This window comes from Shewanella sp. SM69 (assembly GCF_025653985.1).
Lineage (GTDB): Bacteria > Pseudomonadota > Gammaproteobacteria > Enterobacterales > Shewanellaceae > Shewanella > Shewanella oncorhynchi.
This window is the reverse complement of sequence record NZ_JAKKRV010000013.1, coordinates 147,761-156,486: the sequence shown is the minus strand read 5'-3', so window position 1 is coordinate 156,486 and position 8,726 is coordinate 147,761. Positions and strand designations below refer to the sequence as shown.

Below are 8,726 nucleotides of genomic sequence, written 5' to 3'. Positions count from 1 at the left end.
AGATACTTGATAAAGTTTGAACTCAAACAAAGCAAATCAGCTTTCCGAATTATTATTAGCGTGAGCCAGCGATGGACACGGTAATAAACAGAATTTGCTTGGTGACAATAGCCTTGTGGAACCACCTGATCCCATCCCGAACTCAGAAGTGAAACGCAAACGCGCCGATGGTAGTGTGGGGTCTCCCCATGTGAGAGTAGGTCATCGCCAAGCGCCTAATTATCTCATTGAGATGTAACCAAGCCAGCTGAATAAGCTGGCTTTTTTGCGTCTGTAATTTGTGAAATCCAGCCTAGTGTCTATTCAATTAGTCAGTTTTCCTCCTATTTTTCTCTCCTTAACACTCTCTTTCACTCTTCATGACATCAATAATAAGTAATGGTTGTCGATTATTTGTTCGGTTATTTTGTCAATGCTCCGATTTTGCTACAGCTATCTTAGTTCTCGATCGAGCCTAGCTATTGCTATTAGTTAAGCGGTTACTTACCTTATGTTTTAATTTATTGGGGTAGATAAGGATCTGAGATGAAGTTAGAGATGATTTGCACTGGGGAAGAGGTGTTGGCGGGACAGATTGTTGATACCAACGCCGCTTGGTTTGCCAGTACTATGATGGAGCATGGTGTCGAGATCCAGCGTCGAGTAACCGTCGGCGATCGCCTCGAGGATCTGATTGCGGTTTTCCAAGAACGTAGCTTACATGCAGATGTGATTCTCGTTAATGGTGGTCTCGGGCCGACGAGTGATGATATGTCTGCTTTAGCGATGGCGAAGGCGAAGGGCGAACCATTGGTTGAGAATGCGGAGTGGCGTGAGCGTTTAGAGGAGTGGTTTACCCGTAATAACCGTGAAATGCCTTTAAGTAATCTCAAGCAAGCTATGCTTCCAGCCTCAGCTGTGATGGTTGATAACCCAGTGGGAACCGCTTGTGGCTTTAGAGTTAAACTTAATCGCGCTTGGTTATTCTTCACGCCTGGTGTGCCTTTTGAGCTGAAGCACATGGTTACAGAGCAGTTTGTTCCCTTTATTCGCGAAGAGTTTAACCTTGATGCTAAGGTTGCCTTAAAGAAACTATTGACCATAGGCCAAGGTGAGTCCGCTTTGGCAGATAAGTTAGAACCGCTAGAGCTGCCAGAAGGCATTACTATTGGTTACCGCTCTTCCATGCCGCATATTGAGATTAAGATTTTCGCCCGTGGCGAGAAGGCGATTGCGGTATTACCTCGCGTCGCTGGGCACATCAAAATGGTGCTGGGTACTGCGGTTGTGGCGGAAGATAAAGCCACTCTTGCCGAAGAAATTCATTATAAGCTGCTTAACTCAGGCTTGACCTTAAGCGTTGCCGAGTCTTGCACTGGCGGCATGATCACCAGTCAGTTAGTTGATTTCCCTGGCAGTTCATCTTACTTACAGCACGGATTAGTGACTTACAGTAATGAATCTAAAGTTCGCGTGTTAGGTGTTAATCCTTCAACCTTAGATGATCATGGTGCTGTCTCTATTGCGACTGTGGAAGAAATGGCTAAGGGGGTAAGGCAAATTTTAGACAGTGATTATGCGCTAGCAACCAGTGGAATTGCGGGGCCCGATGGTGGCACAGATGAGAAACCTGTGGGCACTGTGGCGATCGCTTTAGCAACTCGCGGCGGTGTTTATAGTCAGATGATTAAACTACCGAGACGTTCGCGGGATCTGGTACGCAGTTTAAGTGCTGCTGTGGCTTACGATATGCTAAGACGTGAGCTTTTAGCTGAAGCTGTGATCGTCGATTATCAGTCGATTGGGCGATTCAGTAAGTAACTCTTATACGGGTATATATCCATTTATGCCAGCCAACAAAAATGCTCCCGAGGGAGCATTTTAACTTCTACAGAGATACAAAAATGGCAGATTATTTAGTGAACTTAAGCACTAATTTGCCTGGGGCAACTTGAATGCTTTCGGTCATTTTTGCCATCAGTGCTTGGTTACTGTCCTTGGTATCTAGTACATACACAGGCTGGTTTTCTAAGAATTGCCTTAGATAACCCATCACCTGCGGCGTGGCACTGCTAATCGCTTTTTCAATATCCTTGGGCGTTGACTCCACTTTGACTAATTCGAGTTGGCGCAGATAGACACTGTGCGTTGCGCTGTCATACCAAGGCTTGGCTTCGAAAGTCGTAGTGAGTTTGGCACTCAATGGAAAGATCGGATTCTTAATTGATACTTGAGTTGCGGCACTTACGCTCATAGTGTCAGGTTTTGCACCTAGCTTGACACTGATGTCGTTAATGCGTACTTCTGCGCCAACTAATTGATTGCCTTGTTTAATCTCAAAATGGATCTCTTTACTGAGGTACTGCTCCATTTCATGCTCGCTGATACTGTACTGCGAGACGCAGCCGCCAAGCAGTACAGTCAGTCCCAAGCAAATCGTGCGGGAAAGTTTTTTCATTAACCAGTGTTTCTCATACCCGCTGCCACACCTGCAATGGTCAGCATTAGCGCTAACTGTACATGTTCAGACGCAGGAGTTTCGGTTGTTTCCTTACGTGTCCGCGCTAATAGCTCGGTTTGTAAGAAGTTTAATGGATCGATATACGGATTTCGCAGTTTAACTGATTCGCGATTCCACGGTGTATGCGCCATTAAACTATCCGATTTTGTCAGCTCAAGCACGACTTTAATGCCCAGATCTAAGCGTTGGCGCAAGGTTTCGCCTAAGTGATGCAAGTCCTTAGGTACTAAACAGGTTTCGTAGTAGCGTGCCAAATTAGGTTCCGCCTTGGCGTAGACCATTTCCAGCATTGAAATGCGAGTGCTGAAGAAAGGCCATTCCCGCTCCATATCTTGCAGTAAGCCCATCTCACCACGTTCACTGGCGGCTTGTAGTGCTTCACCTGCGCCGAGCCATGCGGGTAACATCAAACGGTTTTGCGACCAAGCAAAAATCCATGGAATGGCTCGCAGACTTTCGATCCCACCATCGACACGACGTTTGGCAGGACGGCTGCCGAGTGGCAGTTTTCCTAATTCCACTTCTGGCGTTGCCGCGCGGAAATAAGCCACAAAATCAGGTTCATCACGCACTATACCACGGTAAGCACCCACTGATTCTTCAGCGATACGTTGCATGCAATTGCGCCATTCTTGCTTCGGCTCTGGCGGTGGTAATAGGGTTGCTTCCAATACGGCCGAGGTATACAGGGCCAAGCTTTGAACCGCGAGTTTTGGCAAGCCAAACTTGAAGCGGATCATTTCGCCCTGCTCAGTCACACGAATGCGGCCATCTACTGAACCTGGTGGTTGCGATAGGATTGCTTTGTGTGCAGGACCCCCCCCGCGACCAATGCTGCCACCACGGCCATGGAATAGCGTAAGCTTGACGCCTGCTTGTTTACAGACCGCCACTAACTGCTCTTGGGCGTAATACTGAGCCCAAGCCGCCGCCATGACACCAGCATCTTTGGCAGAGTCAGAGTAACCAATCATGACCTCTTGCATGCCTTTGGTATAGCCACGATACCAGTCGATATCGAGCAAATCGGTAATACAGGCCGCGGCGTTGTTTAAGTCACTTAAGGTTTCAAACAGCGGTACCACACGCATTGGGTGCGAACAGCCCGTTTCTTTGAGTAGCAGTAAAACCGTTAAGACATCTGATGGTTTACCCGCCATCGAAATCACATAGGATCCGAGAGCTTTAGCCGGATGTTGAGCAATCAAACGACAGGTATTAAGCACTTCGGCCACATCGGCCGAGGGGTGCCAGTTACTTGGGATCAGTGGCCGACGGTTGCTGAGTTCGCGTAATAGGAAGGCTTGTTTCTCGGTTTCATCCCAATGATTGAAATCACCCATGCCGAGATAGCGGGTTAACTCGGCGAGCACATCGCTGTGACGGCTGGCGTCTTGGCGAATGTCGAGCCTGAGCATATGAATGCCAAAACAGGCGAGACGGCGGAGAATGTCGAGCAATAAACCGTTGGCAATTAAGCGCATACCGCAGTCGGTTAAACTCTTATAGAGCATTTCTAGCGGCGCTTTGAGATCGCTTTCTTGCCAAATCAGGCTCGACTTATCGATTTCAGGATTGTGGCCTTCGATGCGCGCATTTAAATAATCTATGGTATCGCGCAGTCTTTGACGAAGTGAGCGCAACACGTGGCGGTAAGGTTCGCAGCTGTTATTGGTATAAGCCTTTAACTCATCATTAGCTTCTTCCATCGACAGTTCACCGACCAGCAGCACGATATCTTTTAAGAATAATCTGGCGGCAGCATGGCGGTTACGGTCGAGCACCTCTTGGGTGACTTTTGCGGTAACAAACGGGTTGCCATCGCGATCGCCGCCCATCCAGCTTGAAAAGCGCACTGGCGCGATATCAATCGGTAATTGCTGCCCTGTGCGTTGCTGCACTCGGTCGTTAAGTTGTCTTAAGAAGTCAGGCACCGCATGCCAGAGTGACTCTTCAATGGTGGATAATCCCCAGCGGGCTTCATCCACTGGAGTGGGGCGCTCGCGGCGGATCTCATTGGTGTGCCATATTTGCGCGATTAATTGGCGCAGGCGCAGATTGATCTGTTGACGTTCTCTATCCGACAGTTGGTCGTTTTCTTGCTCTGTTAAGCAGTCGACAATGGCGGCGTATTTTTGGATCAGGGTGCGACGGGAAATTTCAGTGGGGTGCGCTGTTAGCACCAGATCGATATCCAGTGTTTTTAGACAGTCGAGCATTTTAGCTTGGTCGACACGACCATTGAGCATGCGTCCTAGGAGTTGTTCCACCGGGTCTGGCACGCAGACAAGTTCGTCGCAATTACGGCTAATAGTATGAAATTGCTCAGATAAGTTAGCTAAATTAAGAAATTGGTTAAAAGCTTTTGCAAAAGGGACTAATTCTTCGTCTGGCAAAGCTGTCAGTAACTCGAGCATTTGCTCTCTGGCGGCTTGATCGCCTCGGCGTGAGTCTTTGGCAAGCTTACGGATCTGTTCAACCTTCTCAAGAAAAGAGTCCCCAAGATGGGTACGCATAGTATCGCCAAGGATTTGGCCTAACATACTCACGTTCGATCTTAATGACGCATACATATCTGTCATATTGTCTGCCATGGTTACTGACATAGTTACTCCGAATAGAAAAACATGAAAATTCCGCTGTGCATATACCCAAACAACCTGAAGATGCAGGATTTAGCGGGAGTTTAACGCACTTTAGGCAAGGCATTTATTTGCAGGCCTAGCGGGCTAAGTTAAAAATAACCAACGCAGCATAAAGTGCGTTAAAACCCGCCGGGACGGAGCACCTAGGGCACTCCACTTCCGTGTTGCATCAATTTAAAAGGTGGCCGACATTCTTTCATTGATGCGCCTTGAATCGAAGCACCCTAGGCGCTCTGAAACTCGTATCTTCAGGTAGCTTGGGTATATAGCCCGTTAGCACAATACCTATCACTTGGGGCTATGGTCAACAGCAGAACTTATAACTTATACGACTGGCTTATCCGATATGCAACCAATCACGGTATTTGATGAAGAATATTCAATAGAAATGCGAAGTCACGCAATATTTTTTGATGATTAGTGCAAGTGAATATGAAGTGCATCATTTTATGCTTTGCAGACATGTATCTTAGCTGTTAATGAAAAGGACTGATTTTGACTCATGTTGACCCTGGATAACTGTGTTATTAACGAGTTAGCTGAATGGGAGGCGTGTCTTCGATATCCCAGTTTGAGCTTAAAAGATGAAATAAATTAAAAATATATATTCACATATATTGCATAAGTAGATCTTTGTGGTAGTCTAGCCATCAGTTGAGATGAGTCACCCCCTGTGACCTGTAGAGTGAATATCATGATGCACAGTATTAGCCTGACAGTGAATAAAATAACAACCTATTACGATTTCCTGCGACGATAGTCTTGTCATCATAGATATGCGCGGTTGCGTGTAAGCTATTCATCTACTCTTTAAGTTTCTTTGATTCGGTTAAATAAGACAAAAAACATGAAAAATATCGCCATTATTGGTGCCAGTGGTTACACAGGCGCGCAACTGACCGCTTTAATCCATGCAGAAGCAGAACTGACGATTCAGGGGTTGTATGTTTCTGAAAACAGTTTAGATAAAGGTAAACCTTTAGCGGATTTGTATCCTAGCTATAGCCATATCGCATTAACGCTGTCGCCATTGTCCGATGAAGCTAAGGTAAAAATCGTTGCCGAAGCCGATGCCGTGGTGTTAGCGACTGAGCACTCGGTGAGCCTGCATTTAGCGGCTTGGTTTTATAGCCAAGGGTTAGCGGTATTCGATTTAAGCGGTGCTTATCGTTTTAGCGATGTGGCGCAATATCCGAAGTGGTATGGCTTTGAGCATGAATATCCTGAAGTTTTAGCCAAAGCCGTGTATGGCCTTGCCGAATGGAATGCTAAAGAAATCGCTGCGACTAAGATGATTGCCGTGCCAGGTTGTTACCCGACCGCATCATTGACAGCGTTAAAACCGCTAGCGAGTTTACTGACATCGGCTTATCCGGTGATCAATGCCGTGAGCGGCGTAACAGGTGCGGGCCGTAAAGCGCAGTTACACACCAGTTTTTGTGAAGTGAGCCTGACACCTTACGGCGTATTAGGCCACAGGCATCAACCCGAGATCGCCACTCAGCTTGGCCAAGAAGTGATATTTACCCCGCACCTTGGTAACTTTAAGCGTGGCATTTTAGCGACCATTACCGTGCAGCTAAAACCAGGCACTACGACTGCCGATGTGGCCGCGGCCTATAGTGTGTATGACAAGGCGCCATTGGTAACTGTAAAGCACAATCAGTTCCCGAAAGTGGACGATGTGGTGCTGACACCCAACTGCCATTTAGGTTGGAAGTTTGATGAGAATAGCGGTTACTTAGTGGTAGCCAGTGCCATCGATAACTTGATGAAAGGTGCTGCCAGCCAAGCGCTGCAATGCATAAAGATTCATTTTAACCTTTAATTGTTCATCCTTATTTAAGAGAGTCGTCAAGATGTCTACAAACAACTCAGTATTAGTGCTTAAAGTGGGCGGCGCGCTGCTGCAATGTGAAATGGGGATGGCGCGATTGATGGATACGGCTGCGGCTATGTTAGCCAATGGTCAGCAAGTGTTGATGGTACATGGCGGCGGCTGTCTGGTGGATGAGCAGTTAGCGGCTAATGGTATGGAGACCGTCAAGTTAGAAGGTTTACGTGTGACTCCGTCAGAGCAAATGCCGATTATTGCCGGCGCACTTGCTGGCACTTCGAACAAAATCCTTCAAGGCGCAGCGACTAAGGCTGGCATTGTGAGTGTGGGTATGAGTCTTGCCGATGGCAATACTGTTTCGGCTAAGATTAAAGATGAGCGTTTAGGCCTTGTTGGCGAAGTCACGCCAAACGATGGCACTTATCTTAAGTTTATCCTCGAGCAAGGTTGGATGCCGATTTGTAGCTCTATCGCCATGATGGACGATGGTCAAATGCTTAACGTCAATGCTGACCAAGCGGCGACGGCCTTAGCTAAATTAGTGGGCGGCAAGTTAGTGCTGCTGTCGGATGTTTCTGGGGTGCTCGATGGTAAAGGCCAGCTCATCCATAGTTTAAATGGCAAGCAGATAGCAGACCTTGTTAAGCAAGGTGTGATCGAAAAGGGAATGAAGGTCAAAGTTGAAGCTGCGCTCGAAGTAGCACAGTGGATGGGGCAGGCGGTACAAGTTGCCTCGTGGCGTGATGCAAGCCAATTAATCGCATTAGCAAAAGGTGAAGCCGTAGGAACACAAATCCAACCATAAGTGGAGTAGGTTATGAAGCATTTACTATCGATAAAAGACTTAACCCAGCAGCAGTTACAGGATCTAATTGCCTTGGCAAAAACGATCAAAGCCAATCCGGCTGAGTATCGTCATACGCTGGATGGCAAGAGTGTGGTGATGTTATTTGAAAAGCCCTCACTCAGAACACGCGTTAGCTTTGATATCGGTATTAATAAGCTCGGTGGCCACTGTTTATACCTAGACCAGCAAAATGGTGAACTGGGAAAACGGGAATCGGTTGCTGACTTTGCTTCTAACCTGTCATGTTGGGCCGACGCAATTGTGGCGAGAACCTATTCACACACCACTATCGAACAATTAGCCGAGTTCGGCTCTGTGCCCGTGATCAATGCGCTGTCGGATCTTTATCATCCTTGCCAAGCCTTAGCTGACTTTTTAACACTGGCAGAGCAGTTTGAGGATGTCAGTAAAGCTAAATTAGCTTATGTTGGTGATGGTAATAATGTCACTCACTCGCTGATGTACTGTGCGGCTATTCTCGGTGCCACCATGACAGTGATCTGCCCTGCGGGTCACTTTCCTGATGGCTACGTAGTGGCAGAAGTGCAAGAGCTCGCCAAACGATATGGCGGCAAGATAGTGCTGACTTCAGATATCGATGCGATTGAAGGTCACGACGCTATTTATACTGATACTTGGATTTCAATGGGCGATCCAACGCCTTTGTCGGATATCAAAGCGAAGTTTGCACCATACCAAGTAAACAAAGCTCTGATGGCGAAAGCGGGCGCTAACTTTTTTATGCATTGTTTGCCCGCCCACCGTGGTGTAGAAGTAACAGATGAAGTGATGGACGGTGCAGGATCCTTAATTCTGCAACAAGCCGAAAATCGGATGCATGCCCAAAATGCGGTACTGGTAACCTTATTTAGTTAAATTAACCCTGTTTAGCAGCCT

Annotated in this window: 6 protein-coding genes and 1 rRNA gene; 5 read left to right on the top strand and 2 right to left on the bottom strand. The window is 47.2% G+C overall.

From position 1 onward, the window contains the following. Nucleotides 1-97: 97 nt before the first annotated feature. Together rrf and L5M37_RS17200 are read left to right on the top strand one after the other, a co-directional pair. Nucleotides 98-213: ribosomal RNA gene (gene rrf, locus L5M37_RS17205) — 5S ribosomal RNA — on the top strand. Nucleotides 214-525: 312 nt separating this feature from the next. Next, nucleotides 526-1,800, top strand: a complete 1,275-nt coding sequence (locus L5M37_RS17200; protein ID WP_263201356.1) for a CinA family nicotinamide mononucleotide deamidase-related protein — start codon at nt 526-528, stop codon at nt 1,798-1,800. 91 nt (nt 1,801-1,891) lie between these two features. Here L5M37_RS17200 and L5M37_RS17195 read toward each other — a convergent pair whose 3' ends face one another. After that, the gene (locus tag L5M37_RS17195; RefSeq protein WP_173248120.1) at nt 1,892-2,437 is read right to left on the bottom strand and encodes a DUF1439 domain-containing protein; all 546 of its coding nucleotides are present in this window, start codon (nt 2,435-2,437) and stop codon (nt 1,892-1,894) included. Then, nucleotides 2,437-5,106 carry a phosphoenolpyruvate carboxylase gene (gene ppc, locus L5M37_RS17190; protein WP_263201353.1) on the bottom strand — a complete coding sequence of 890 codons (2,670 nt, stop codon included), beginning with the start codon at nt 5,104-5,106 and terminating at the stop codon, nt 2,437-2,439. Before ppc ends, L5M37_RS17195 begins: the two co-directional genes overlap by 1 nt. Nucleotides 5,107-5,992: 886 nt before the next feature. Here ppc and argC point away from each other — a divergent pair. The 3 genes from argC to L5M37_RS17175 are packed head-to-tail and all read left to right on the top strand — an operon-like array spanning nt 5,993 to nt 8,705. Continuing rightward, nucleotides 5,993-6,973: an N-acetyl-gamma-glutamyl-phosphate reductase gene (gene argC / locus L5M37_RS17185; protein ID WP_263201352.1), complete on the top strand. Its 981-nt coding sequence runs from the start codon at nt 5,993-5,995 to the stop codon at nt 6,971-6,973. A 31-nt stretch (nt 6,974-7,004) separates the two neighbouring features. After that, the gene (gene argB, locus L5M37_RS17180) at nt 7,005-7,787 is read left to right on the top strand and encodes an acetylglutamate kinase (protein WP_263201350.1); all 783 of its coding nucleotides are present in this window, start codon (nt 7,005-7,007) and stop codon (nt 7,785-7,787) included. 12 nt (nt 7,788-7,799) lie between these two features. Then, the gene (locus L5M37_RS17175) at nt 7,800-8,705 is read left to right on the top strand and encodes an ornithine carbamoyltransferase (RefSeq protein ID WP_263201348.1); all 906 of its coding nucleotides are present in this window, start codon (nt 7,800-7,802) and stop codon (nt 8,703-8,705) included. Nucleotides 8,706-8,726: the final 21 nt, after the last annotated feature.